The 23,953-nt window shown below is 47.6% G+C and carries 28 protein-coding genes; all 28 read left to right on the top strand.

Annotated features, from left to right (window positions below):
• Nucleotides 1-81 precede the first annotated feature (81 nt).
• The 28 genes from folE (at nucleotide 82) to ypjB (ending at nucleotide 23,915) form a co-directional block, all read left to right on the top strand.
• Complete coding sequence (folE, locus tag KI350_RS19275; RefSeq protein ID WP_020451963.1) at nucleotides 82-651, top strand: GTP cyclohydrolase I FolE; 570 nt, start codon at nucleotides 82-84, stop codon at nucleotides 649-651.
• Nucleotides 652-678: 27 nt separating this feature from the next.
• Nucleotides 679-909, top strand: coding sequence for a trp RNA-binding attenuation protein MtrB (gene mtrB, locus KI350_RS19280; protein WP_023857455.1), 231 nt, complete (start codon nucleotides 679-681; stop codon nucleotides 907-909).
• 143 nt (nucleotides 910-1,052) lie between these two features.
• The gene (locus KI350_RS19285) at nucleotides 1,053-1,829 is read left to right on the top strand and encodes a heptaprenyl diphosphate synthase component 1 (protein ID WP_041817232.1); all 777 of its coding nucleotides are present in this window, start codon (nucleotides 1,053-1,055) and stop codon (nucleotides 1,827-1,829) included.
• Between the two features lie 2 nt (nucleotides 1,830-1,831).
• On the top strand, nucleotides 1,832-2,530 hold the full coding sequence (locus KI350_RS19290; protein ID WP_020451960.1) for a demethylmenaquinone methyltransferase: 699 nt from the start codon (nucleotides 1,832-1,834) through the stop codon (nucleotides 2,528-2,530).
• Between the two features lie 29 nt (nucleotides 2,531-2,559).
• Nucleotides 2,560-3,522: a heptaprenyl diphosphate synthase component II gene (hepT, locus tag KI350_RS19295; RefSeq protein ID WP_020451959.1), complete on the top strand. Its 963-nt coding sequence runs from the start codon at nucleotides 2,560-2,562 to the stop codon at nucleotides 3,520-3,522.
• Between the two features lie 124 nt (nucleotides 3,523-3,646).
• Nucleotides 3,647-4,093 carry a nucleoside-diphosphate kinase gene (ndk, locus tag KI350_RS19300; RefSeq protein ID WP_003182994.1) on the top strand — a complete coding sequence of 149 codons (447 nt, stop codon included), beginning with the start codon at nucleotides 3,647-3,649 and terminating at the stop codon, nucleotides 4,091-4,093.
• A gap of 140 nt (nucleotides 4,094-4,233) precedes the next feature.
• Nucleotides 4,234-5,001 carry a CheR family methyltransferase gene (locus KI350_RS19305; RefSeq protein ID WP_020451958.1) on the top strand — a complete coding sequence of 256 codons (768 nt, stop codon included), beginning with the start codon at nucleotides 4,234-4,236 and terminating at the stop codon, nucleotides 4,999-5,001.
• Between the two features lie 71 nt (nucleotides 5,002-5,072).
• Nucleotides 5,073-6,245, top strand: a complete 1,173-nt coding sequence (gene aroC / locus KI350_RS19310; RefSeq protein ID WP_020451957.1) for a chorismate synthase — start codon at nucleotides 5,073-5,075, stop codon at nucleotides 6,243-6,245.
• Nucleotides 6,245-7,333 carry a 3-dehydroquinate synthase gene (gene aroB, locus KI350_RS19315; protein WP_020451956.1) on the top strand — a complete coding sequence of 363 codons (1,089 nt, stop codon included), beginning with the start codon at nucleotides 6,245-6,247 and terminating at the stop codon, nucleotides 7,331-7,333. Before aroC ends, aroB begins: the two co-directional genes overlap by 1 nt.
• The gene (gene aroH, locus KI350_RS19320; protein WP_026579379.1) at nucleotides 7,330-7,713 is read left to right on the top strand and encodes a chorismate mutase; all 384 of its coding nucleotides are present in this window, start codon (nucleotides 7,330-7,332) and stop codon (nucleotides 7,711-7,713) included. The genes aroB and aroH overlap by 4 nt, the downstream gene beginning before the upstream one ends.
• A 247-nt stretch (nucleotides 7,714-7,960) precedes the next feature.
• Complete coding sequence (trpE, locus tag KI350_RS19325) at nucleotides 7,961-9,508, top strand: anthranilate synthase component I (protein WP_065643800.1); 1,548 nt, start codon at nucleotides 7,961-7,963, stop codon at nucleotides 9,506-9,508.
• Nucleotides 9,480-10,496, top strand: a complete 1,017-nt coding sequence (trpD, locus tag KI350_RS19330) for an anthranilate phosphoribosyltransferase (RefSeq protein ID WP_020451953.1) — start codon at nucleotides 9,480-9,482, stop codon at nucleotides 10,494-10,496. Before trpE ends, trpD begins: the two co-directional genes overlap by 29 nt.
• Nucleotides 10,489-11,247 carry an indole-3-glycerol phosphate synthase TrpC gene (trpC, locus tag KI350_RS19335; RefSeq protein ID WP_065643801.1) on the top strand — a complete coding sequence of 253 codons (759 nt, stop codon included), beginning with the start codon at nucleotides 10,489-10,491 and terminating at the stop codon, nucleotides 11,245-11,247. Before trpD ends, trpC begins: the two co-directional genes overlap by 8 nt.
• On the top strand, nucleotides 11,247-11,903 hold the full coding sequence (locus tag KI350_RS19340) for a phosphoribosylanthranilate isomerase (protein WP_025811224.1): 657 nt from the start codon (nucleotides 11,247-11,249) through the stop codon (nucleotides 11,901-11,903). The genes trpC and KI350_RS19340 overlap by 1 nt, the downstream gene beginning before the upstream one ends.
• Nucleotides 11,884-13,110, top strand: coding sequence for a tryptophan synthase subunit beta (trpB, locus tag KI350_RS19345; RefSeq protein WP_020451950.1), 1,227 nt, complete (start codon nucleotides 11,884-11,886; stop codon nucleotides 13,108-13,110). The genes KI350_RS19340 and trpB overlap by 20 nt, the downstream gene beginning before the upstream one ends.
• Complete coding sequence (gene trpA / locus KI350_RS19350; RefSeq protein WP_026579384.1) at nucleotides 13,079-13,882, top strand: tryptophan synthase subunit alpha; 804 nt, start codon at nucleotides 13,079-13,081, stop codon at nucleotides 13,880-13,882. The genes trpB and trpA overlap by 32 nt, the downstream gene beginning before the upstream one ends.
• A gap of 9 nt (nucleotides 13,883-13,891) precedes the next feature.
• A complete protein-coding gene (hisC, locus tag KI350_RS19355) occupies nucleotides 13,892-14,977 on the top strand; it encodes a histidinol-phosphate transaminase (RefSeq protein WP_079289295.1) in 1,086 nt (361 codons plus the stop codon).
• A 54-nt stretch (nucleotides 14,978-15,031) separates the two neighbouring features.
• Entirely contained in the window at nucleotides 15,032-16,147 is a 1,116-nt protein-coding gene (locus KI350_RS19360; RefSeq protein WP_025811226.1) for a prephenate dehydrogenase, read from the top strand.
• Between the two features lie 10 nt (nucleotides 16,148-16,157).
• Nucleotides 16,158-17,444 carry a 3-phosphoshikimate 1-carboxyvinyltransferase gene (gene aroA, locus KI350_RS19365; protein WP_026579385.1) on the top strand — a complete coding sequence of 429 codons (1,287 nt, stop codon included), beginning with the start codon at nucleotides 16,158-16,160 and terminating at the stop codon, nucleotides 17,442-17,444.
• A 232-nt stretch (nucleotides 17,445-17,676) separates the two neighbouring features.
• Nucleotides 17,677-18,951: a tetratricopeptide repeat protein gene (locus KI350_RS19370; protein ID WP_026579386.1), complete on the top strand. Its 1,275-nt coding sequence runs from the start codon at nucleotides 17,677-17,679 to the stop codon at nucleotides 18,949-18,951.
• A 68-nt stretch (nucleotides 18,952-19,019) separates the two neighbouring features.
• Nucleotides 19,020-19,559, top strand: a complete 540-nt coding sequence (locus tag KI350_RS19375; RefSeq protein WP_020451944.1) for a ReoY family proteolytic degradation factor — start codon at nucleotides 19,020-19,022, stop codon at nucleotides 19,557-19,559.
• Between the two features lie 82 nt (nucleotides 19,560-19,641).
• Nucleotides 19,642-20,088 carry a YpiF family protein gene (locus KI350_RS19380; protein WP_025811228.1) on the top strand — a complete coding sequence of 149 codons (447 nt, stop codon included), beginning with the start codon at nucleotides 19,642-19,644 and terminating at the stop codon, nucleotides 20,086-20,088.
• A 146-nt stretch (nucleotides 20,089-20,234) separates the two neighbouring features.
• Nucleotides 20,235-20,741, top strand: coding sequence for a QcrA and Rieske domain-containing protein (locus tag KI350_RS19385; RefSeq protein ID WP_003182954.1), 507 nt, complete (start codon nucleotides 20,235-20,237; stop codon nucleotides 20,739-20,741).
• 2 nt (nucleotides 20,742-20,743) lie between these two features.
• Nucleotides 20,744-21,418, top strand: a complete 675-nt coding sequence (qcrB, locus tag KI350_RS19390) for a menaquinol-cytochrome c reductase cytochrome b subunit (RefSeq protein ID WP_003182952.1) — start codon at nucleotides 20,744-20,746, stop codon at nucleotides 21,416-21,418.
• 32 nt (nucleotides 21,419-21,450) lie between these two features.
• Nucleotides 21,451-22,218: a menaquinol-cytochrome c reductase cytochrome b/c subunit gene (locus KI350_RS19395; RefSeq protein WP_020451942.1), complete on the top strand. Its 768-nt coding sequence runs from the start codon at nucleotides 21,451-21,453 to the stop codon at nucleotides 22,216-22,218.
• A gap of 35 nt (nucleotides 22,219-22,253) precedes the next feature.
• Entirely contained in the window at nucleotides 22,254-22,403 is a 150-nt protein-coding gene (locus KI350_RS19400) for a hypothetical protein (RefSeq protein ID WP_164468298.1), read from the top strand.
• Nucleotides 22,404-22,455: 52 nt separating this feature from the next.
• Nucleotides 22,456-23,040, top strand: a complete 585-nt coding sequence (gene lhaT / locus KI350_RS19405; protein ID WP_026579388.1) for a lipoprotein heptaprenylglyceryl N-acetyltransferase LhaT — start codon at nucleotides 22,456-22,458, stop codon at nucleotides 23,038-23,040.
• Between the two features lie 74 nt (nucleotides 23,041-23,114).
• On the top strand, nucleotides 23,115-23,915 hold the full coding sequence (ypjB, locus tag KI350_RS19410; RefSeq protein ID WP_003182945.1) for a sporulation protein YpjB: 801 nt from the start codon (nucleotides 23,115-23,117) through the stop codon (nucleotides 23,913-23,915).
• Nucleotides 23,916-23,953 lie beyond the last annotated feature (38 nt).

Below are 23,953 nucleotides of genomic sequence, written 5' to 3' on the forward strand. Positions count from 1 at the left end.
AAAACCTTTCATTTTGCTTTTATAAGCTGAAGTGTGCTAGAATCTGAATTAAATGTATGCGTTTCTGGAGGATATAAAACAATGAGAGAAATCAACAAAGAACAAATTGAACAAGCTGTCCGGCAAATATTGGAGGCGATCGGAGAAGATCCGAACCGTGAAGGCCTTCTTGATACACCGAAAAGAGTCGCGAAAATGTACGCCGAAGTATTTGCAGGGTTAAACGAAGATCCGAAAGAGCATTTCAAAACGATTTTCGGCGAGGATCACGAAGAGCTTGTTCTTGTTAAAGATATTCCCTTTTATTCAATGTGTGAGCACCATTTAGTCCCTTTCTACGGGAAAGCCCATGTAGCTTATATCCCTAAAGGGGGAAAAGTGACAGGGCTCAGCAAATTGGCGAGAGCCGTTGAAGCGGTGGCAAAGCGCCCGCAGCTGCAGGAGCGGATTACGTCAACAATCGCCGACAGCATTGTTGAAACGCTGACTCCGCACGGTGTCATGGTTGTTGTTGAAGCCGAGCACATGTGCATGACGATGCGCGGCGTGAAAAAGCCGGGTTCAAAAACTGTCACTTCAGCCGTAAGAGGAACGTTTAGACAAGATGTAGCCGCTCGCTCTGAGGTGTTGGAGCTTATCAAAACATCATGATTAAAAATGAGAAGGTGTGCGATGAACATGACCAATAATCAATCGAATGATTTTGTCGTTATCAAAGCCGTCGAAGACGGCGTCAACGTGATCGGCCTGACGAGGGGCACGGACACAAGATTTCATCATTCAGAAAAGCTTGATAAAGGAGAGGTGATGATCTGCCAGTTTACCGAGCACACCTCTGCGATCAAGATCCGGGGCGAGGCCCTGATTCAGACGGCAAACGGCGAGATGAAAAGCGAGTCGAAAAAATAGATAGCCGGCCTTTTATGGCCGTTTGCGTGGCATAAGACAATATCTTTCAACATATTATGGTATAATTAAACTTTCTCCGCTCAAAAAAGATACATAATCAATCAAAAAGAAAAACTGCGAATTTTGGGACAAGGGTGATATCTTTGCAAGACATCTACGGACAATTATCTTATTTGAAAATCAAGCTGAATCAAAAGCTTTCACATCCATATTTGGCGAAGCATTTGACTGCGCCGAAAGTTGATGAGGATAAGCTGTTTCTTTTCTACGCTCTGTTTGAGGAAACGGATTTAAAAGAAGCTGACAAGGAAAGTTACATCTTAACGGCGATGCTTGTTCAAACAGCCCTTGATACCCATGATGAAGTCACGACCGCAGCTTCAATTAAGCAGGACGACTATAAAAACCGCCAGCTGACCGTATTGGCCGGTGATTATTTCAGCGGCATGTACTACTCGCTGTTATCGGGTATGAAGGATATTTATATGATTCGGACGCTCGCTGCGGCCATCAAAGAAATAAACGAACATAAAATCAGGATTTACGACCATTCCGCAAAAGATGCGGACAGCCTGAAAAAAAGCGTCAGCATAGTGGAAGCTGCACTTTTTCACCATCTCGCCGACCACTTTTACCTGCCTCACTGGAAAACAGCCGCCAATGACTTTCTTGTGTTTAAAAGGTTTGCGGCCGAAGAAAAAGCTTCAGATTCCCGGCTGCTGGAGGCGATCATACAGAAAGAGTTTCCGGAAGACCAGGCTTCATGCGGACAGCTGGCTGCAGCGGCTTATGAAGAAGCCAAGCTTGCGATCAACCAGTCGCTTGCTGCAAAGCCCGCCGTCCAAAAATGGCTTCTGAAACGCCTGCAGGAAATTCGGCCTGAAAAACGAACTTATCATCAGAAAGTGGAAGAAGGGTAATCATGGTGCAGTCAAAAGAACAGCGCGTACACGGCGTGTTTGAAAAGATTTATAAAAATTACGACCAGATGAACTCCGTCATCAGCTTTAAACAGCATAAAAAATGGCGCGACAAAACGATGCAGCTCATGAACGTACCAAAAGGAGCCAAAGCGCTTGACGTCTGCTGCGGGACGGGCGACTGGACAATCGCGCTTGCTGATGCGGCCGGAGAGACAGGGGAAATCAAGGGCCTTGATTTCAGCAAAAACATGCTGAGCATCGCCGAACAAAAGACCGACAGCTACAGCCAGATCGAACTGATCCACGGCAACGCGATGGAACTGCCCTTCCCGGACAATACGTTCGACTATGTCACCATCGGCTTCGGGCTTCGCAATGTTCCCGACTATTTAACCGTATTAAAAGAGATGGCGCGCGTGGTAAAACCCGGCGGCCAGGTTGTATGCCTTGAGACGTCCCAGCCTGAAATGTTCGGGTTCAAACAGCTGTACTTCCTGTACTTCCGTTTTATTATGCCCATGTTTGGAAAGCTCTTTGCCAAAAGCTTTAAGGAGTATTCATGGCTTCAGGAATCGGCCAGGGAATTTCCTGGTATGAAAGAGCTTGCTGCATTGTTTGAAGAGGCTGGATTAGAAAATGTTCAATATCATCCGTTCACAGGCGGCGTAGCGGCTACACATGTCGGCTTGAAGCGATGATGACTACTGAAATACTCGGGTGAATCGATATGAAATTGACAACGTTTTATTCTTTTTTAAATGACGATATTGAATTAATAGAAAAAGAGCTTGAAAAGACCGTGCACTCCGACTATCCATTGCTAAGTGAAGCGAGCCTGCATTTGCTGCAGGCCGGAGGCAAGCGGATTCGTCCTGTGTTTGTCCTGCTTTCCGGCATGTTCGGTGAATACGATATCAACAAAATTAAAAATGTCGCTGTTTCATTGGAATTGATACATATGGCTTCGCTCGTACACGACGATGTCATCGATGATGCGGAGCTTAGAAGGGGACAGCCGACTATCAAAGCGAAGTGGGATAACCGGATTGCAATGTACACAGGTGATTATTTGTTCGCTCGCTCACTTGAAGCGATGACGAAAATAAACGAACCGAAAGCCCATGAAATCTTGTCCAAGGCGATTGTCGAAGTCTGTCTTGGAGAAATTGAACAAATCAAAGATAAATATAATATGGAGCAAAACCTCAGAACCTATTTGCGGAGAATCAGGCGCAAGACAGCCCTTCTGATCGCATCGAGCTGCCAGCTAGGCGCCATTGCTGCCGGCGCGGGTGAAAACATTCATAAAACGTTGTACTGGTTCGGCTATTACGTCGGCATGTCCTATCAAATTATTGATGACATCCTCGATTTCACCTCAAGCGAAAAAGAGCTTGGCAAGCCTGTGGGCAGTGATCTGCTTCAGGGGAATGTCACGCTTCCCGTATTATATGCACGGAAATCGCCTGAATTAAAAGCGCGGCTGATGCTGGTCAACAGTGAAACGACTCCGGAACAGATCAAACCAGTGATCGAGGAACTGAAGAAAACCGATGCCATAGAACAATCGTTCAGAGTCAGCGAAATGTATTTAAATAAGGCTTTCGCACTGCTTGAAACGCTCCCGAAAAACCGGGCGCGGACGGCATTGGGCCAAATTGCGAAATACATCGGCAAACGAAAGTTCTAAAAAAAGACAAATGAGTCGAAAGTATGAATATTCTCCACCCTTTATTGATTAATTGTTTGAAAAATGCTATATTTCTGTTGTAGTGTTGAAAGCCTATACATATTAGCGGGGTGGAGAATCGACTATGGAAAAAACCTTTGTGATGGTAAAACCTGACGGCGTTCAGCGTCAGCTGATCGGCGAAATTTTGTTAAGATTCGAACGTAAGGGCTTACAATTAATCGGAGCCAAGCTGATGAAGGTCTCAGAAGAGACGGCAGGCGAGCATTATAAAGAACATAACGGCAAACCGTTTTTCGGCGAGCTTGTCGACTTTATTACTTCAGGCCCGGTATTCGCCATGGTGTGGGAAGGCGAAGACGCAATCGCGGTCGCCAGACAGCTGATCGGGAAGACGAACCCTAAGGAAGCGCTCCCAGGAACAATTCGCGGAGACTTCGGCATGTTTGTCGGAAAAAATATCATTCACGGTTCAGATTCTCCTGAAAGTGCAGCACGCGAAATCAACTTGTTTTTTAAAGAAGACGAACTTGTTGAAGACGAGAAGTTAATGAATCAATGGATTTACTAAAAATCAGCTGAAAAGCTGATTTTTTTATATGGATCAGAATGGCTGCCGCCGGGCAGGCTTTTTTCTTTTTAAAGATACAAATTTAAAAGAAAACAAGCTATAATTGTACTCATATCAGCACGACGATTAGGAGAGAAAACATGGACAATTACAGTTTCTTTGTTGATAAATGGAAAAAAATAACTGGTGTGGATTTGGCATTGTACAAAGAGGCGCAAATGAAAAGAAGGCTAACATCTCTTTATGAAAAAAAGGGGTACGGCGATTTCCGCGAATTTGCGCTCGCTTTAGAAAAGAATGAAGCTCTTCTGCAGGAAACGCTGGACAGGATGACGATTAATGTTTCAGAATTTTACAGAAACTATAAGAGGTGGGAGGTTCTCGAAAAAACCATCCTCCCGCTCTTAAAGCCTGCGAAAACATTGAAAGTATGGAGTGCGGCATGTTCAACCGGTGAAGAGCCGTATACATTATCGATGATTTTAAGCAGACAGAAAGGCCTCTCAGACTATCAGATCATCGCAACAGATATCGATGACAAAGTTCTTGCGAAAGCGAAAGAAGGCGTGTATCAGGAAAGATCTCTGCAGGAAGTGCCGAAAGAGATAAAGGAACTTTATTTTACGCAAGACGGAAACCGATTTGCCGTCAAAGACGAGATCAAGAAAAACATTCGCTTTCAAAAACACAATTTACTGGCTGATGCATATGAGAAAGATTTTGATATCATCGTATGCCGCAATGTTCTCATATATTTTACAGAGGAAGCAAAAGAGAAGATCTATCATAAGTTCAGCGGCAGTTTGAAGAATAATGGAGTTTTGTTTGTCGGAAGCACGGAACAGATCTTCAATCCGGAAAAATACGGTTTTCAATCGACAGATACGTTTTTCTATCAAAAAAGTTAGCTGACTTTTTATAAAAGGTTATGTTATAGTTTTACTTAAAAGCGTTAATGTGATGAAGGGAGAACGAAAGCATGAGGTATTTAACAGCCGGTGAATCTCACGGTCCGCAGCTTACGACAATTATCGAAGGAGTCCCAGCAGGGCTTTATATCACAACAGAAGACATTGATTACGAGCTTCAAAGACGTCAAAAAGGCCACGGCCGCGGACGCCGGATGCAAATCGAAAAAGATCAGGCACGGATCACAAGCGGTGTAAGGCACGGGCGTTCTCTTGGATCGCCGATCGCTCTCGTCGTCGAAAACAACGACTGGAAACACTGGACGAAAATCATGGGATCAGAGCCGATCACGGCTGAAGAAGAAAGCGAAATGAAACGACAGATTTCAAGGCCAAGACCGGGTCACGCTGATTTGAACGGCGCGATCAAATACGGGCACAGAGATATGCGCAACGTGCTTGAACGTTCATCTGCCAGAGAAACGACCGTCCGTGTGGCGGCAGGAGCCGTCGCCAAAAAGATCCTTTCCCAGCTCGGCATCCAAGTGGCCGGCCACGTGCTGGAGATCGGCGGAGTAAAAGCCGAAAAAACAAATTATGAATCTATCGAAGACTTGAAAAAAGTAACCGAAGAGTCTCCTGTCAGATGCTATGACGAAGAAGCGGGCAGAAAAATGATGGACGCGATCGATGAAGCAAAAGCAAATGGCGATTCGATCGGCGGAATCGTCGAGGTGATTGTTGAAGGGGTGCCGGTAGGAGTCGGCAGCTATGTCCATTACGACCGCAAACTCGACAGCAAGCTGGCTGCCGCCGTGCTGAGCATCAATGCTTTTAAAGGTGTTGAATTCGGCATCGGCTTTGAAGCTGCACGCAAAAACGGCAGTGAAGTCCATGACGAAATCATTTGGGACGAAGAAAAAGGCTATACGCGCGCTACAAACCGTCTCGGCGGCCTTGAAGGCGGGATGACAACGGGAATGCCGATTGTCGTCAGAGGCGTGATGAAGCCGATTCCAACGTTATACAAACCGCTCAAAAGCGTTGATATCGAGACGAAAGAGCCGTTTACAGCAAGCATCGAGCGTTCCGATTCCTGCGCTGTCCCTGCCGCAAGCGTAGTGGCTGAAGCGGTTGTTGCATGGGAAATCGCCAAGGCGATCGTCGAGCAGTTTGGCGTTGACCAAATGGACCGGATCGCTGAAAATGTTGAGAAAATGAGAAAGCTTGCGAGGGAGTTTTAATGAAATCACTTCAAATCGAAACCGCTTCTTTGTCCTACCCGGTGTTCATCGGGGGAGGCATTAGAAAAAACGCGGCAGAGCTCTTGTCATCCTTGAACCTTCCGATGACGAAAGTGCTATTGATCACCGACGAAGAAGTTGATAAACACTATGGAGAAGAACTGTTCGGCCTTCTCCGCAGCAAATGGCCCGTCAAAAAGGTTGCGGTGCCAAGCGGTGAACAGGCCAAATCAATCGATCTGTTTATGAAGCTCCAGACGGAAGCCATTCAATTTCACCTTGACCGTTCGTCATGCATTGTGGCGTTGGGCGGCGGCGTTGTCGGCGATCTTGCAGGGTTCGTCGCTTCAACTTTTATGAGGGGCATCGATTATGTGCAATTCCCAACGACTCTGCTGTCTCATGATAGCGCGGTCGGAGGGAAAGTTGCCATTAATCATCCGCTCGGAAAAAACTTAATCGGCGCTTTTCATCAGCCGAAGGCGGTGGTTTATGATACCGAATGCTTGAGCACGCTTTCTGAAAAAGAAATGCGTTCAGGTCTTGCGGAAGTCATTAAGCACGCATTTATCCGTGATGAATCTTTCTTGAACGAATTGCTTAAAATTGATTCAATTAAAGCGATTACGACCGGCCAGCTCAGTGAAATGGTGTACAAAGGCATTTCGATTAAAGCGGAAGTTGTCTCACAAGACGAGCGCGAACAAGGAATCAGGGCCTATCTGAATTTTGGGCACACGCTTGGCCACGCCGTTGAAGCCGAATACGGCTACGGAGAGATGACCCATGGCGACGCTGTCGCTTTAGGCATGCAATTTGCTTTGTTTGTCAGCGAGAAGGTGTTGAATTGTCCTGTTGACCGCACAAAAATTGCCGCCTGGCTGAAAAATCTCGGCTATCCGGAAAGCGTAAAACGCGAAGTTTCAACAGAAGCTCTCATCAATCGAATGATGAACGATAAAAAAACACGCGGAGGCATCATTCAGTTTGTTCTGCTGGATAAGATCGGCAGTGTGCGGCTGCACTCCTTTAAAGCCGATGAAATTGAACGATGGCTGAATATGTGGAGATTGGAGGGAGGCAAATGATGATGCGCGGAATTCGGGGAGCGACGACAGTTGACCGGGATACAGAAAAAGACATTACGGAGCGGACGAAGCAGCTGATCGGAAAAATGATCGATGAAAATCAACTCAAACCTGAGCAAGTTGTGCAGATCTTCATTTCTGCCACTTCCGATATTCACGCTGCTTTTCCCGCAAAGGTCGTCAGAACGTTTGACGGCTGGCAGCATGTGCCCGTCATGTGCATGCAGGAAATGGATGTTGAACACGCCCTTAAAAAATGCATCAGAGTGATGATGACGGTTCAGACGGATATGCGGCAGGATGAAGTCCGCCACGTTTATTTAGAAAATGCCGTAACGCTCAGACCTGATTTATCATTGACAAAAAATACTGAATTGTAATACGATTGTAGAAACCTTGAAATACACAGGAGTGTGTATGGGGTTTTAGTTTAGAAAAGCTGAGTATGAGACTAGGGTAGATTGAGAATGAGCTGAGATGAGCTGAGTTGAGACAAAACGTTTATTCATTCTACCCAAAAGACGCTGTTCTTTTGGGTTTGTTTCGTTTTCCCCTCTTCAATTCAATCATTTGTCCTCTAAAGGCCTTCTTCTCATTCTCTCCGCCTGAATAAGGAGTGAGAGATTGTTGAGTCTGCAAACCGATTTTGCCTCTTTTTCAGAGGATACTTCACACTTTAAAACAATACCGATAATTGAGAGTTTTTCCGTCGATACGCTGACGCCCGTTCAATTGGTCGAGAAGCTGCAGGAAAACATCGTGTATTTGCTGGAAAGCCAGAATGAAACCTCTGCATGGTCAAGATATTCTTTCATCGGTCTGGATCCCTTTTTGACGATCAAAGAAGAATGCGGCCGGTTTCACGCCTGCGATCAAAAGCAGAAAAAGCTTTATTCAGCTTCACAGTTAAAAGAAATTCTCGAATGGATGTCGGAGACATATTCGATCAAAGCGCCTGAGCTCGACATCCCGTTTACAGGGGGAGCGGTCGGCTATTTAAGCTATGATTTAATGCCGCTTATTGAACCGTCCGTCAAAGGGCACAGCAAAGAAACGGAGATGGAAAAATGCCTCCTGTTTGTCTGCCGGACGATGATCGCCTATGATCACGAGCTGAAAAAGCTGCATTTCATCCACTATGCAAGGCTTGAAGGCAGTGAAACAAGGGAGGAGAAACAGCGCATTTTTAAAAAGGGGAAAGAAGAGCTCAAACAGCTTACACACAGGCTGTCAGGCCGGAAAACGACGAAAGAGCTGTTTCTCCCGCAAGGACGGCACACGGCCCCCAGCTTTAAAGGGGTTCAATCAACATATGAGAAATCCCGGTTTTTGGCCGATGTCAATCGCTTGAAAGAGTACATTAAAGCGGGAGACATTTTTCAAGGCGTCCTTTCGCAAAGGTTCGATATTCCGGTGAAGGTCAGTTCTTTTGAGTTATACAGAGTGCTGAGAATGGTCAACCCGTCCCCGTACATGTACTACATGAAGCTTCCTGACCGCGATCTCGTCGGAAGCTCGCCTGAACGCCTGATCCATGTTCAAAACGGTCATCTTGAAATTCATCCGATTGCCGGCACGAGGAAAAGAGGCGGTGATCAGGCTGAAGATAAGCGGCTCGAAAAAGATCTTTTGGCTGATGAGAAAGAAAAAGCGGAGCACTACATGCTCGTCGATTTGGCGAGAAATGATATCGGCAGAGTAGCTGAGTACGGATCTGTCCAAGTGCCCGAGTTTACGAAAATCGTTTCCTTTTCACACGTCATGCACATCATTTCGATCGTAACCGGCTCGTTAAAAGCGGGCGTTCATCCGGTAGACGCTTTAATGAGCGCATTTCCGGCCGGAACTTTGACCGGCGCTCCGAAAATCCGCGCGATTCAGCTTTTAAATGAACTTGAGCCCGAACCGAGGGAAACATATGGGGGATGCATTGCTTATATCGGATTTGACGGAAATATCGATTCATGCATCACGATCCGGACGATGAGCGTGAAAAACGGAGTGGCGTCCATCCAGGCCGGAGCAGGCATCGTAGCCGACTCCGTGCCTGAAAAAGAGTGGGAAGAGACCTGCAATAAAGCGGGGGCTCTGTTAAAAACGATTCAAATCGCTGAAGAAATGTTTCTCGAAAAGGGGGAGGACGGCAATGAACGAACTGCTGAAATCATGCGTTAATGGAGGAACAATGAATGAAACCGAGGCACACAGCATCATGCGTGACATGATGACCGGCTCGCTGAGCGCCGCGGAAATTGGAGGCCTCCTGTCCGTTCTCGCCTACAGGGGAGAAACGGCTGAAGAGATTGCGGGATTTGTCAGAGCCATGCGGGAGCAGGCGCAAACAATAAACGGGCCGGAAGATGTTGTTGATACGTGCGGAACCGGAGGAGACGGAAGCTCCACCTTCAACATTTCCACAGCGGCGGCGATCATCGCTTCATCAGCCGGGGCAAAAATCGCCAAACACGGTAATCGTTCCGTTTCTTCAAAAAGCGGGAGCGCTGATGTTCTCGAATATCTCGGCGTTTCAATTCAGACGTCGCCTGAAGAAACGATTCAGAGCATTGAACGCCGCAATATGGGATTCCTCTATGCGCCAAGCTATCACTCTTCCATGAAGCACGTGGCCGGCGCAAGGAAGGATTTGGCTTTTAGAACCGTATTCAATCTGCTCGGCCCGCTCAGCAATCCAATGAAAGCCAAGCGCCAGGTGATCGGCGTCTACTCGATTGAAAAAGCAAAGCTCATGGCCCGCGCACTTGAAGCGTTTGAACCGGAACACGTATTGTTTGTATCGAGCCGGGACGGTCTTGATGAACTGTCGATCACATCGCCGACAGATGTGATTGAACTGAAAGGCGGCAAAACATACGAATACACCGTTGAGCCTGGCGATGTCGGTCTGCCGTTCGGCAGCATAAGCGACATTCAGGTGGCGACGCCTGAAGAAAGCGGCCGTCTCATCGTCGATATTTTGAAAAACCGCGCTCCGGATTCGGCTGTTCATATCGCAGCGTTTAATGCCGGAGCCGCTTTATACGTCGCAGAACAGGCACCGGGTTTAAAAGAAGGCGTTGCACTCGCTTTAGAAGCTGTTGCAAGCGGTGAGGCGCTTGATCAGCTGGAACGATTAAAACAGAAAGAGGAAGAGTTGTATGCTTAATGAAATTATTGATAGAAAACGAGAAGACATTCTGAAAATCGAACTGCCGGAAGATTTGAAGCTGCCAAAGCGGTCATTTAAAAAGGCGCTTCTTTCTCCTAACCGGTTTGTCGCTTTAATTGCGGAGGTGAAAAAAGCTTCACCGTCAAAAGGTGTGATTCAGGAAAACTTTGAGCCCGTAAAAATCGCTAAACAGTACGAACAGGCTAAAGCCGACTGTTTGTCTGTTCTGACAGATACACCTTTTTTTCAAGGGAAGAACAGTTATTTGTCAGATGTGAAACGCTCGGTTTCGCTGCCAGTACTGCGCAAGGATTTTATCATTGATTCCATTCAGGTTGAAGAAGCGGACCGCATCGGAGCGGATGCGATCCTGCTGATCGGAGAAGCGCTTGAACCGCAAAAGCTGTTTGACCTCTATCAGCAAGCTGCTGAAAAAGGTATGGATGTGCTTGTCGAAGTTCATGGCGAAGAGACGCTTGAAGGTATTTTAAATGTCTTTACACCCGAAATCATCGGCGTAAACAATCGAAATCTAAAAACCTTTGAAACATCCGTCGGGCAAACGGAGCGTATGGCAAAACTCGTTCCGTCAGGTACCGTTCTTATCAGCGAAAGCGGCATCGGACAATCGGAAGACCTCGCTTTTGTAAAAGCGTGCGGAGCCCGGGCTGTGCTAGTCGGCGAATCGTTAATGAGAGAGCCGTCACAGCTGAAGGCTGTCCATGCGTTATTCGGAGAGAACGGATGATGGAGAAACCGGGCTTAAAATATTGCGGGATTCATTCATTGGAAGATTTAAAGGTGACAGCCCGCTCGAAAGCCGATTACCTCGGATTTATTTTCGCCGAAAGCAGACGGTCGGCAGACCCGGAGGATGTGAAACGCTGGTGTGGCAAAACGGATACAGCGGGTAAAAAGCTTGTCGGCGTCTTTGTTAATGAAAATATTTGCAGAATAGCAGAAATCGTAAAAGATGCCGGTTTGGACGTGATCCAGCTTCACGGAGATGAAACAGAGGCAGACATCAAGCGGCTGAAAAGCATGACAGACTGCGAGATTTGGAAGGCGCTCCACCATGGGGATGATACCGTTCAGCGCATGGCATCTTTCGCACCTTACATCGACGGGTATGTCATCGACTCGTCTGTTAAAGGGCTCAGAGGAGGAACGGGCGTTTCGTTTTCGTGGGACAGCGTTCCGATGTATAAAGATGCAGCGCAAAGAGAAAGAAAGCGACTGTTTATCGCCGGGGGCGTGAACCCGGACACAATCGCGGATCTTTTAAAGCGGCGCCCGCCGGGAATCGACCTGGCAAGCGGAATTGAAGAAAGAGGCAGGAAAAGCGAAAAGCTGATCGGCCTTTTAGAAGAAAGGATGTTCGAACATGTATTCATATCCGAATGAACAAGGCAGGTTTGGTGATTTTGGCGGGAAATTCGTGCCGGAAACACTCATGCAGCCTTTGGAAGAAATCGAAAAAGCGTTTCTTGAACTGAAAGACGACCCCTCGTTTCAAAAGGATTATCAAAAGCTTTTAAAAGACTACTCAGGCAGGCCGACGGCTTTGACGCTCGCTGACCGGCTCACAAAGCAGCTGGGCGGAGCGAAGATTTATTTAAAAAGAGAAGATTTAAACCATACAGGCGCCCACAAAATCAACAATGCCCTCGGCCAGGCTCTGTTGGCCAAGAAAATGGGGAAAACAAAGCTCATCGCTGAAACCGGCGCAGGGCAGCACGGCGTGGCTGCGGCGACTGTCGCTGCAAAGTTCGGCTTGTCATGCATTGTCTTTATGGGTGAAGAAGATGTTGCCAGACAATCGCTGAACGTGTTCCGGATGAAGCTCTTGGGAGCGGAGGTCGTTCCGGTGTCAAGCGGAAACGGGACATTAAAAGATGCTACAAACGAGGCGATCCGTTACTGGGTTCAGCATTGCCAGGATCATTTTTACATGATCGGTTCCGTCGTCGGGCCGCACCCGTATCCTTATATCGTCCGTGAATTTCAACGGATGATCGGCGAAGAGGCGAAAGCGCAGTTTTATCAATTGGAGCAAAGCCTCCCCGATAAAGTTGTCGCCTGTGTCGGAGGCGGAAGCAATGCGATCGGGATGTTCAGCGCGTTCATTGAAGAAACTGTTGAACTGATCGGAGTCGAAGCTGCGGGAAAAGGTGTCGACACCCCCCTTCACGCGGCAACGATCACAAAGGGTACAAAAGGCGTTATCCACGGTTCTTTGACCTACTTGATTCAAGACGAGTACGGACAGATCATTGAGCCTTATTCCATCTCAGCAGGACTTGATTATCCGGGGGTCGGCCCCGAGCACGCTCATCTTCATCAAACAGGGCGCGTCACGTATGAATCTGTCACTGATGATGAAGCGGTCTCGGCATTAAGGCTGCTGACAGAGACAGAGGGCATTTTGCCGGCTATTGAATCCGCCCATGCATTGGCAAAAGCATTTGACATCGCTAAAGAACTGCCGAGAGAGAAAAGTGTTCTCGTCTGCCTTTCAGGCAGGGGAGACAAAGACGTCCATACCTTGATGAAGGTGTTGGAAGAAGAGGTGAATCAAGATGTTCAATCTGAAAAAACAGCCGTCCGATAAGTTATTTGTTCCGTTTATTACAGCGGGAGACCCGCTGCCTGAAATCTCGATCGAGCTGGCGAAATCCCTTCAAGAGGCGGGGGCGTCCGCCCTTGAACTCGGGGTTCCGTATTCTGATCCGCTCGCTGACGGCCCGGTGATTCAGCGCGCGTCCAAAAGGGCGCTTGACAACGACATGAACATCGTAAAAGCGATCAGGCTTGGCGGTGAAATGAAAAAAAACGGCGTCCATATTCCGATTATTCTCTTTACGTATTATAATCCTGTGTTACAATTAGATACAGATCACTTTTTCGCTTTACTGCGACAAAATCGGCTAGACGGACTCCTTGTACCGGACCTTCCTTTTGAGGAAAGTGTATATTTGCAGCAGCAGTGTAAAAAACACGGGATTACCTATATTTCGCTGGTCGCGCCGACAAGCGAATCGCGCATTCAAAAAATAACGCAGCAAGCGGAAGGTTTTGTGTATTGCGTTTCTTCGCTCGGTGTGACAGGTGTGCGCAATGAATTCGAAGATTCTGTTTCTTCATTTATCAGGTCAGTTAAAGGAATGAGCTCCGTCCCGGTTGCCGTTGGGTTTGGGATTTCCAGCTCCAAACAAGTGGAGATGATGAATGAACTGGCGGACGGCGTTGTCGTGGGAAGCGCCCTTGTCAGAAAGATCGAAGAGCTGAAAGACGAACTCATCGCCCCTGAGACAAGGGAACAAGCCTTAAAGGCGTTTGAGGCATACGCTAAGACATTTAGCGGATCGTACATGGTAAAATGAGGTGACAGAATGTTGCAAATTAAAGAACAGTTAAAACAATTAACGCCTTACAAGCCGGGCAAACCGATTGAAGAGGTCAAAAAAGAATTCAATCTCGACCGGGTCGTCAAGCTCGCTTCCAATGAAAATCCTTACGGCTGTTCGGAAGCGGCAAAAGCAGCGCTCCAGACCGAAGTGCAGCAAATGGCTCTCTATCCTGACGGCTATAGTGCGGCATTAAGAACAAAGCTTGCCTCCCATCTCGGCGTAAACGAAACGAACATCATCCTTGGAAACGGAACGGACGAAGTCATTCAAATTATTTCCCGCTCTTTGTTGGATCCTGCATCAAACACTGTAATGGCGAATCCGACATTTTCACAATACAAGCACAATGCTGTCATCGAAGGAGCGGAAGTCAGGGAAATCGGCCTGCTTGACAACGGTTGCCACGACCTGGATGCAATGCTGGAGGCGATCGATGAACAGACGAAGGTTGTCTGGGTTTGCAGCCCGAACAATCCGACCGGAACGTATGAATCCAGCCGCAACCTGATCCGTTTTCTTGAAAAAGTCCCGGAACATGTCCTTGCTGTCGTCGATGAAGCTTATTACGAATACGTAACGGCTCAAGACTACCCTGAGACCATTCCGCTTTTGGAACGCTTTTCGAACTTGATGATTCTCAGGACGTTTTCAAAAGCTTACGGTTTAGCGTCTTTGAGGGTCGGCTACGGGATTGCCTCTGAACAGCTGATTCAGGCGGTTGAGCCGGCGAGACAGCCGTTTAATACAAACCGGCTCGGCCAGGCTGCCGCGCTTGCCGCGCTGGGCGATCAGGCATTTATCGACGATTGCGTGAGAAAAAACAATGAAGGGCTCAAACAGTACTACGATTTCTGTGATGAGCACGGGCTAAATTACTATCCTTCACAAACGAACTTTGTGCTGATCGATTTTAAACGGAATGCAGACGAACTTTTCATGGAGCTGCTGAAAAAAGGCTATATCGTCAGATCGGGGAATGCGCTCGGCTTTCCGACATTCCTTAGAATATCGGTCGGTACGAAGGAACAGAACGAAGGCTTGTTGAAAACGTTAGCCGGCATGTTGTAAGAGGTGATGATTCAGTCACCTCTTTAGTCTATTGATGAACTTAGGTGATAAAAAATGACTCAACCAAATGAAACGATTTTATTGGCCGGTTTGGGCTTAATCGGCGGTTCGATCGCCCTTGCCATCAAAAAGGAACACCCCGGCAAACGGATCATCGGGTTTGACGTGTCAGAAGAGCAGGCAAGAGCTGCACAAAAGCTTGGCGTTATTGATGCTCCGGCTGTTTCTTTTTTAGAAGGGGTGAAAGAAGCATCAACCGTTTTTTTAGCGGCGCCGGTCGAACAGACGCTTCACATGCTTGATGAACTTGCCGCTTCAGGCATCAGAAAAAAGCTGCTCATTACAGATGTCGGCAGCACGAAACAAAAGGTCGTCAGCCATGCCGAGAAAGTGCTGCCGGATGAATACAGGTTTATCGGGGGCCATCCGATGGCCGGATCGCATAAATCGGGCGTCGCAGCCGCCAAAGACTTCCTTTTCGAGAACGCGTTTTACATTTTGACGCCTTCCGGCTCCGCCGGCAAAGAAGCGGTTGCTTCCTTAAAAGATCTGCTCAAAGGAACAAATGCAAAGTTTGTGGAAATGTCTCCGGCTGAACACGACGCCGTTACAAGCGTGATCAGCCACTTTCCGCACGTCGTAGCGGCCAGTCTCGTCCACCAGACCGTCAAATTCGAAGATCATTATCCGCTCGTCAAGCGTTTTGCCGCAGGGGGCTTCCGCGATATTACGAGAATTGCCTCAAGCAGCCCGGCGATGTGGCGCGATATTCTTTTGCACAATAAAGATAAAATATTGGAACGGTTTGACGAATGGAAATTTGAGCTGGACAGAATCCAGTCTTTTATCGAAAATGAAGATGCAGACGGGCTGTTTGAGTTTTTTCGGCAGGCCAAGGAATACCGCGACGGTCTGCCTTTGCGGCAAAAAGGCGCGATTCCTTCCTTTTACGATCTTTATGTCGATGTCCCCGACCATCCCGGGGTCATCTCGGAAATTACGGCGATTCTCGCTGACGAGAAAATCAGCATTACGAACATCCGGATTATTGAAACAAGGGAAGACATAAACGGTGTTCTCAGAATCAGCTTTCAATCCGATGAAGATCGAAAACGCGCCGAAAAATGCATTCAAACCCGCGCAAAATATGAAACATTTTATGCTGATTGAGGTGGAACACATGAAAAGAGGAAAAATCAGTTCACTAAAAGGAGAGCTTCATATTCCGGGAGATAAATCCATCTCTCATCGCTCTGTTATGTTCGGAGCCATAGCAGAAGGGAAAACGGTCATCAAAAACTTTTTGCCAGGAGCCGACTGCTTGAGCACGATCGCCTGCTTTCGGAAAATGGGTGTGGAAATCGAACAGAATGGCAGTGATGTCACCGTCCTCGGCAAAGGGCTCGATCAGCTGGCTGAACCTGCGGAACTCCTTGACGTGGGGAATTCCGGAACGACGATCAGGCTGATGCTCGGCATTTTGGCGGGACGCTCGTTTCACAGCACAGTCGCCGGCGATGAGAGCATCGCCAAAAGGCCGATGAAGCGTGTCACAGAACCGCTTCGAAAAATGGGAGCGAAAATCGACGGCCGCGCCGGAGGGGAATATACACCGCTCTCTGTCCGCGGCGGACATCTGGCAGCGATCGATTTTCAGTCGCCTGTTGCAAGTGCGCAAATTAAATCTGCCGTTTTGCTTGCAGGTCTGCAGGCCGAAGGCGCCACAACGGTGACGGAGCCTCATAAATCAAGAGACCATACGGAACGGATGCTGTCAATGTTCGGTGTCAGCCTTCAGGAAGATGAAACAAGCGTAACAATTGAGGGCGGGCAGCAGCTGAAAGCGGCCGAAGTCTTCGTGCCGGGTGATATTTCATCAGCTGCGTTTTTCCTGGCAGCGGCTTCCCTAGTTCCTGACAGTGAAGTCGTGCTTCGCAATGTCGGACTCAATCCGACCAGGACGGGAATCATCGATGTCTTGAAAGAAATGGGGGCCGATCTTGAAATCGAAGAAAAAAATGCCGGAAACGCCGAGCCGTACGGCGATCTCAGAATCAAAACGTCCTCTTTGAAAGCCGCTGAGATTTCGGGCGATTTGATCCCGCGCCTCATCGATGAAATACCGATCATCGCTCTTCTCGCTACACAGGCTGAAGGAACGACGGTCATCAAAGACGCGGCTGAGCTCAAAGTAAAAGAAACGAACCGAATCGATACCGTCGCCTCAGAGCTGAAAAAAATCGGTGCGAACATCGAGCCGACAGAAGACGGGATGAAGATTCACGGCAGGACGCCTCTTACAGGCGGCGCGAAAGTCTCAAGCCACGGGGACCACCGGATCGGAATGATGCTGGGAATCGCCGCCTGCATCTGCGAGCAGCCGATCGACATTTTACAGCCTGAAGCTGTGAGCGTCTCATATCCTTCGTTTTTTGAACATATTGAAAAGCTTGCAAAAAAAGCCTGAAGCCTTGTGCTCAGGCTTTTTCAGCCCGGAAAATCATGAAAGCCGGGCGTTTGATCATAAAACGAATGTCTCCCGCATAGCTTGTCTTAACAGAATCAATCTGCTTCATACAGGTGTGCGGGCAACATATTTGCCGGAAGCCGCCGCGTGAATTATGATAGTAAGTAACTCACCGCGATATGCCGGCTGATACGGCAGGCGATGAATTGACGAAAGAAAGGGACGTTTAGATTTGAATACTTCGATTCAAGAAGCCATAAAATTAGTTGAAGCAGGCCACCCGGAAAGCGGATTGAAAAAGCTTGCTGATATCGAGTCTGACCTTCATGATGAAGACAAAGCCATAGTAGCTCAGCTGTATTACGAATGGGGCATTGTCGATAAGGCTATCGCCATAGCGAATGATCTCCATGAACTGTATCCGGATGAAACGGAACTGACATGCTTTTATGCCGAACTCCTCATCGAAACCGACCAGGAAGAAAAAGCGCTCAGCGTGCTCGAAACGATTCCGGAAACAGATGAAGCGTACCCGCAGTGCCTGCTTTTAATGGCTGACCTCTATCAGATGCAGGGTCTGTTTGAAGTCAGCGAGCAAAAGCTGTTAAAGGCCCAAGCCATTTTGCCGGATGAGCCGATTATCGATTTTGCCTTGGGAGAGCTGTATTTCACTCAGGGAGCTTACGGCAAAGCGGTCCGTCAATTCAAAAAAGCGGCCGAAGAAGAAGCCGTCATCGGCGGCGTCAATGTGTACCAAAGGCTGGCGGAATCATTAAGTTCATCCGGCGCGTTTGAAGAAGCGCTTGAATGGTATGAAAAAGCCGTCAAGGAGAACCCGGAGCCCAACACACTGTTCGGGTTTGGTTTTACGGCGCTGAAAGCGGGGTATCCTAAAACTGCGATTAAACAACTGACAGAGCTGAAGGAAATGGATCCTGCTTATTCTTCACTTTACAAGCCTCTGGCAAACAGCTTTGAAGCAGAAGGGCTTTATGAAGAAGCATTTGAAACGGCAAAAGAAGGAATCCGCTTCGATGAATTCAACAAAGAGCTTTATCTTTCCGCTGCAAAAGCAGCCTTAAAAACGAAAAGGCATTCGGAAGCGAAAGAGCTGCTTCGTGAAGCGCTCGCGCTGGACCCCGGATATCTGGAAGCCGTCCATACCCTGCTTGCGCTGTTTCTTGAAGAAGAAGACGATGAGAGTATTATTGAACTTGTACAGGAAGTCCGCAAATACGGAGAGGATGATCCGAAGTTCAGCTGGCATCTGGCATCGGCATTCGCCCGGACAGAGGTGTACGACAAGGCGCGTGAGGAATATGAGAACGCATTTTTGCACTATCGGGATGACGCCGATTTCCTTTACGAATATTCAATGTTTCTGCTAGAAGAAGGACGGCGGAAAGAAGCGCTGCCTCTGCTGAAAAAACTGGCAGAGCTCGACCCGGCAAACGAGGAAGTCCAGGAGACGATTTTCAGAATCGAAGATGAAAATTCCTTTGAATAAGCAGGATATGATCGGTTTGTGTGGAATTTATAAAGTAATACACAAGATGCGATAGAGGAGGGAATAACATGCAGACCCCTGTTTCTGTCAATGAAAAAAAAGATTTTATCCGCTGGTTTCTCAACCATTATCAGCTGAAACGAAGAGAGTGTGTATGGATTCTGAATTATTTAATGAGCCATGACTCGCTGATGGAAAAAGTGCATTTTGTCGAGCAGGCCGAATTTTGTCCGAGGGGCATTATCATGTCTACCCACTGCGTTGAGGAAGTGCCTTTTCGTTTTTATAAAGAAAATGTCATGACGACCGATGCAGAAAAATCATTTCATGATATCAGGCTGAATAAGCAGCAGGATCTCTTTATCCAGCTGAACTTCCGCTCAGCCTATAATTCTCCGGAATATGCGGCGGTACTCGAAGCCAACCCCCATATTCCGAAAGACCTATATGAAAATGAAAAAGATAAAATTGTCGCTGAACAGATTTTGGAGCATTCCATTTCCACTTTTCAGAGACAAAAGCTGCTGCGGGAAATCGATGAAGCGCTTGACCGCCAAGATAAAGAGAGCTTCGAAAAACTAGCTAAACAACTGAGCCAGCTGCGATAATCCGCTGCCAATCAAGCCTTGCCGAGAGCAAGGCTTGTTCAGCTCCGGAGAAAGCGCTGTCAAAACGAGGAGGCCGGGAGCCGTGAAATGGAATACGCACGATGCGGATATTTACTTGAACGCGAAAGAATACATCGATACAGCTGTCATCCCTTTAATATCGGTTAATTTGGGAGATCAGTTTAAATCGGCCGTATCAAAAGGGGAATTTACGTCTATACTTGCAGAAGAACTTGAAAGGCAGCTGAAGGGCAGAATCTATTTGTTTCCGCCCTGTACATATTTAGATGCGAATGAAAAATCGGCGCAGCATATCGCCGATTTAAAAGAAATGGCCGGAAAACATTTTCGCCACATCGTTTTTTTAACGACGGATGAACGCTGGAAGCAGGTGCTCGAAAGCGAGCAAAAGCTGCTGTGGGTTCCGGCGATTCCTCTCGAACATATGAAGGATTCGTTAAAGCAGAAGCTGCTGGAAGACCAAATTGAGCAAATATTGAACATTTTGTTACAATATTGGAACTCTTAATAAAAACACTTACATTTCCTTTGTATAATGATTTTGGGAATGTTGACCTTCCTAAAATATTGATATATTATGAGGGTGTCCTAGTTTCATGAATTTTTTTCTATTTCAGTTATATTGTAGCTGGGGACTTGAGGGGGGATATGAAGATGAGCGAAAAAAGACATCGGGTATCCAGACGTCAGTTTTTAAACTATACGCTGACCGGAGTCGGCGGCTTTATGGCGGCGGGGATGCTCATGCCTATGGTTCGCTTCGCGCTCGATCCGGTTTTAAGACCGACTGAAGATCAGGACATGGTTCAGGTTGTCAGCGTTGATGAACTGACAAATGAACCGCAGCGCTTCGATTTTAAAATCAAACAAGTGGATGCCTGGTACGAATCGGAAGAATCGAGATCAGCGTGGGTTTTCAAAAGTGGGGACGAAATTGTAGCTTTATCACCGGTTTGTAAACATTTGGGGTGTACGGTCAACTGGAACAGCGATCCTAAAAATCCGAATAAGTTCTTTTGTCCGTGCCATTACGGACTTTATGAAAAGGATGGTACCAACGTGCCCGGAACTCCGCCGCTTGCTCCTTTGGACCGCTATGAGCAAGAGGTTAAAGACGGCTACCTTTACTTAGGGAAAGCCAAGCCGAGGAAGGATGGGTGATCATGCTAAACAAAATTTATGACTGGGTGGACGAAAGACTTGACATTACGCCGCTCTGGCGGGACATCGCCGACCATGAAGTTCCTGAACACGTGAACCCGGCTCACCATTTTTCAGCTTTCGTGTACTGCTTCGGGGGATTGACGTTTTTCGTTACGGTGATTCAGGTGCTGTCCGGCATGTTTTTGACGATGTATTACGTTCCGGATATTAAAAACGCCTGGGAATCTGTTTATTATTTGCAGAATGAAGTGGCGTTCGGACAGATTGTAAGGGGAATGCACCACTGGGGTGCAAGCTTGGTCATTGTGATGATGTTTCTTCATACGCTCAGGGTTTTCTTCCAGGGGGCCTATAAGAAGCCGAGAGAGCTGAACTGGATTGTCGGCGTTTTGATCTTCTTTGTCATGCTCGGTTTAGGTTTTACAGGCTACCTTTTGCCTTGGGATATGAAAGCTCTGTTTGCGACAAAAGTAGGTTTGCAGATTGCTGAGGCGACGCCGCTGATCGGCTCGGAAATTAAAACGCTGCTTGCCGGTCATCCGGATATTGTCGGCGCTCAGACGTTGACGCGCTTTTTTGCCATACACGTCTTTTTCCTGCCAGCCGCTCTGTTCGGACTGATGGCTGCACACTTTATCATGATTCGCAAGCAAGGAATTTCTGGGCCGCTGTAAGCGAGCGACTCAATTGAGAAGGAGGGGATGGCATGAAGAGGGGAAAAGGGATGAAGTTTGTCGGTGATTCACGGATCCCGGCGGAAAGAAAACCGAATATTCCAAAAGATTATTCCGAATTTCCAGGGAAAACGGAAGCGTTTTGGCCGAATTTCCTGTTGAAAGAATGGATGGTCGGGGCGGTTTTCCTTGTCGGTTTTCTCGTGCTGACCATCGTGCATGAGCCTCCGCTCGAGCGGATGGCAGATCCGACCGATACCGGCTACATACCTTTGCCAGACTGGTATTTTCTATTTCTTTACCAATTGCTGAAATACGAATATGCTGCCGGGCCGTATACGGTGGTCGGCGCAATTATTATCCCGACAATTGCATTCGGAGCGCTATTATTGGCACCGTTTCTTGACAGAGGCCCTGAAAGAAGGCCGTTTAAACGCCCGGTTGCCGTAGGGTTAATGCTTTTGGCAATTTCAGCGACGATTTTCTTAACATGGCAGTCCGTTGTCACCCACGACTGGGCCGCTGCTGAAGAGCAGGGTAAGATCAAGGAAGAGGCCAATATAGATACGAGTGCAGCAGGGTATAAGATTTATCAGGAGCAAGGCTGTATTTCGTGCCATGGAGACAACATGCAGGGAGGAGCGGCAGGCCCGTCTCTCGTTGACAACGGCTTGTCTCCGGAAGAGATTGCGAAAATCGCCAAGGAAGGAAAAGGCGAAATGCCTGCTGGCGTTTTTAAAGGATCTGATAAAGAGCTTAAAGAACTGTCTAAATTCATCTCCGAAACAACGGCGAAATAAAACGGTTGTCAAGTTGATGAAGGCAGGCTATACTCTTGATAGAGCTGAAGCTGACGCCAAGTCAGCCTCTCGGGCTGTCGACGATGTCGATGGCCTTTTCAATTTTGACCGCTGCTGATCGTGAACCGTACGGAAGCCGGAAAGGCCGCTGCTTCTTGGCGCACGTTTCTGCGGTCAGTCTGTGAAGCTGACTCGGCGGTGGCTTTTTTTATTTAAAGAGACTGTGAGTTGATTGCTTTGAAACTGATTTCCTACATGCTCGCTCAAAAGCCGCTGCTTCTGCTGCTTTTGATCATTAATTTCTTCGGTACGGTTTACGGGTATTACTGGTACCTTCCGCAGCTGACGAATACGCCTGCGAAATTTCTGATTTTCGTTCCCGACAGCCCGACGGCGACATTGTTTTTTTTATTTGTTCTCATCGGACTTTTATTGGGGAGGAATGCTCCTCTCTTTGAGGCGCTTGCGCTTGTTACGCTCGTCAAATACGGGCTGTGGGCGGTTGTGATGAATATTCTTGTGCTTGCGGTGTCCGGAAGCCTCCATTGGACGGGCTATATGCTGATCGCGTCGCATTTCGCAATGGCTGTGCAAGGCGTGCTGTACGCCCCTCATTACCGGTTTAAAGGGTGGCATTTGGCGCTTGCGGCTGTGTGGACGCTGCACAACGATGTCATTGATTATTTGTTTGGCATGATGCCGAATTATTCAATGCTCGATCAATATATGCCGCAGATCGGCTATTTTACATTTTGGCTCAGTATCGCTTCGATCGCTTTGGCCTATTACTTGGTTTTGTCCCGGAAAGCTTTTAAGCTTTAACACGGATTCACAATCTAGGTCTAACCTTGTCCCTCTCTTCATACGCTTTAATAGAAGGAGTGGGAGGGACCGTAATGATACGAAAGGTGATCCTTTGCATGATGCTTGCGCTTGTTTTTCCTGCGGCCGGTTTAAAAGCGAAAGAATCATCGGCTTTGCAGGAATTGACGGAACTGTCGGATACGGTATTCCAGCTAACAAGGCAGTCTCAATATGAGGAAGCGGTACAAATTCTTCAATACTTTGAAAAAAGGCTGAAAGCTGCGGAGAAAGACGGGACAGAGGATATGATGACAGGCTCGGAAATCCGCCAGGTCAGTCTGGCCTATCATGATACGCTGAAAAGTCTGGAAAGCGAAGAGGTCGCACACCAGGAGAAATTTAAAGCCGCCGCCCAGTTTAGAATGCTGATGGACGCCATTGAATCAGATCATGATCCGCTGTGGAGCAGTTTGAAAAAGCCGATCATGGATTCTTTCAGCGCTTTGAAAGCCGGGATTCAGAAAGAAGACAACTTGACATTCAGGGAAAAGTGGAATCATTTTTTATCCTTGTATGATACGATTTATCCAAGCTTAACGATCGATGTTTCGCCAAAGCAGTTAAAAAGCGTCTCCAACCATATTGCAGTCGTGGAAAACGGAGGCTTCCAGCAAATGACGGAAAGCAGCAAGCTGGAAAGGCTGACGCTTTTGGAAAAAGATTTGGAAGATGTGTTTGATCAAGTAGAAGAAGATGATGCAGACCCTTCCCTGCTATGGGTCATCCTGACGACGGGAAGCATTATCCTCTCGACGCTGACATACGTCGGTTTCAGAAAGTATAAAGCCGAAGAGGACAGGCGCAGAAAAAGAGAAAAAGATTGGCCGAAATAAGAAGCTCCGCTGATCGCGAGCTTCTTTTTTGCTGACCT

Origin of the sequence: Bacillus sp. J41TS8, from assembly GCF_018333035.1 — a bacterium.
GTDB lineage: Bacteria > Bacillota > Bacilli > Bacillales > Bacillaceae > Bacillus > Bacillus paralicheniformis.

What these genes read in the sequence shown, in the direction of transcription:
- aroC (WP_020451957.1), top strand. Translation starts at nt 5,073, where the DNA reads ATGAGGTATTTAACAGCCGGTGAATCTCACGGTCCGCAGCTTACGACA.
- KI350_RS19290 (WP_020451960.1), top strand. Translation starts at nt 1,832, where the DNA reads ATGGTGCAGTCAAAAGAACAGCGCGTACACGGCGTGTTTGAAAAGATT.
- KI350_RS19385 (WP_003182954.1), top strand. Translation starts at nt 20,235, where the DNA reads ATGAGCGAAAAAAGACATCGGGTATCCAGACGTCAGTTTTTAAACTAT.
- trpB (WP_020451950.1), top strand. Translation starts at nt 11,884, where the DNA reads ATGTATTCATATCCGAATGAACAAGGCAGGTTTGGTGATTTTGGCGGG.
- mtrB (WP_023857455.1), top strand. Translation starts at nt 679, where the DNA reads ATGACCAATAATCAATCGAATGATTTTGTCGTTATCAAAGCCGTCGAA.
- KI350_RS19395 (WP_020451942.1), top strand. Translation starts at nt 21,451, where the DNA reads ATGAAGAGGGGAAAAGGGATGAAGTTTGTCGGTGATTCACGGATCCCG.
- trpA (WP_026579384.1), top strand. Translation starts at nt 13,079, where the DNA reads ATGTTCAATCTGAAAAAACAGCCGTCCGATAAGTTATTTGTTCCGTTT.
- KI350_RS19375 (WP_020451944.1), top strand. Translation starts at nt 19,020, where the DNA reads ATGCAGACCCCTGTTTCTGTCAATGAAAAAAAAGATTTTATCCGCTGG.
- trpD (WP_020451953.1), top strand. Translation starts at nt 9,480, where the DNA reads ATGAACGAACTGCTGAAATCATGCGTTAATGGAGGAACAATGAATGAA.
- aroA (WP_026579385.1), top strand. Translation starts at nt 16,158, where the DNA reads ATGAAAAGAGGAAAAATCAGTTCACTAAAAGGAGAGCTTCATATTCCG.
- KI350_RS19360 (WP_025811226.1), top strand. Translation starts at nt 15,032, where the DNA reads ATGACTCAACCAAATGAAACGATTTTATTGGCCGGTTTGGGCTTAATC.
- KI350_RS19305 (WP_020451958.1), top strand. Translation starts at nt 4,234, where the DNA reads ATGGACAATTACAGTTTCTTTGTTGATAAATGGAAAAAAATAACTGGT.
- hisC (WP_079289295.1), top strand. Translation starts at nt 13,892, where the DNA reads ATGTTGCAAATTAAAGAACAGTTAAAACAATTAACGCCTTACAAGCCG.
- trpC (WP_065643801.1), top strand. Translation starts at nt 10,489, where the DNA reads ATGCTTAATGAAATTATTGATAGAAAACGAGAAGACATTCTGAAAATC.
- ndk (WP_003182994.1), top strand. Translation starts at nt 3,647, where the DNA reads ATGGAAAAAACCTTTGTGATGGTAAAACCTGACGGCGTTCAGCGTCAG.
- ypjB (WP_003182945.1), top strand. Translation starts at nt 23,115, where the DNA reads ATGATACGAAAGGTGATCCTTTGCATGATGCTTGCGCTTGTTTTTCCT.
- qcrB (WP_003182952.1), top strand. Translation starts at nt 20,744, where the DNA reads ATGCTAAACAAAATTTATGACTGGGTGGACGAAAGACTTGACATTACG.
- hepT (WP_020451959.1), top strand. Translation starts at nt 2,560, where the DNA reads ATGAAATTGACAACGTTTTATTCTTTTTTAAATGACGATATTGAATTA.
- folE (WP_020451963.1), top strand. Translation starts at nt 82, where the DNA reads ATGAGAGAAATCAACAAAGAACAAATTGAACAAGCTGTCCGGCAAATA.
- aroB (WP_020451956.1), top strand. Translation starts at nt 6,245, where the DNA reads ATGAAATCACTTCAAATCGAAACCGCTTCTTTGTCCTACCCGGTGTTC.
- KI350_RS19340 (WP_025811224.1), top strand. Translation starts at nt 11,247, where the DNA reads ATGGAGAAACCGGGCTTAAAATATTGCGGGATTCATTCATTGGAAGAT.
- aroH (WP_026579379.1), top strand. Translation starts at nt 7,330, where the DNA reads ATGATGATGCGCGGAATTCGGGGAGCGACGACAGTTGACCGGGATACA.